This window comes from Streptomyces lothianensis (assembly GCF_047779955.1).
GTDB lineage: Bacteria > Actinomycetota > Actinomycetes > Streptomycetales > Streptomycetaceae > Streptomyces.
This window is the reverse complement of record NZ_JBLMKT010000165.1, coordinates 1-275: the sequence shown is the minus strand read 5'-3', so window position 1 is coordinate 275 and position 275 is coordinate 1. Positions and strand designations below refer to the sequence as shown.

The following is a 275-nucleotide window of genomic DNA, read 5'->3' as shown; positions in this document are numbered from 1 at the left end:
ACCGTACGAGCCGGGCCACCAGCGTCTCGACCGTGTTCCGCTCGAACAGGTCCGTCGCGTAGACGACGCTGCCGTCCACGCCGGCCGCTGCGCCGTCGGCGTGGTGCTGTTCGGTGAGGCTGAAACCGAGGTCGAATTTGGCGGCTCCCGCGTCGATCCCCGTCGCCTCGGCCCTGAGACCGCCGAGCAGAGTGTCACCGCTGTCCTGGGACTGGAACGTGAGCATGACCTGGAAGAGGGGGTGGTGGGCGAGGGTGCGGGTCGGGTTGGCGATT

1 protein-coding gene is annotated in these 275 nt (G+C 68.7%); it reads right to left on the bottom strand.

The genetic code is table 11. From position 1 onward, the window contains the following. The coding region (locus tag ACLF6P_RS30080) for a condensation domain-containing protein (protein WP_415954596.1) at positions 1-275 on the bottom strand (275 nt) is incomplete at both ends.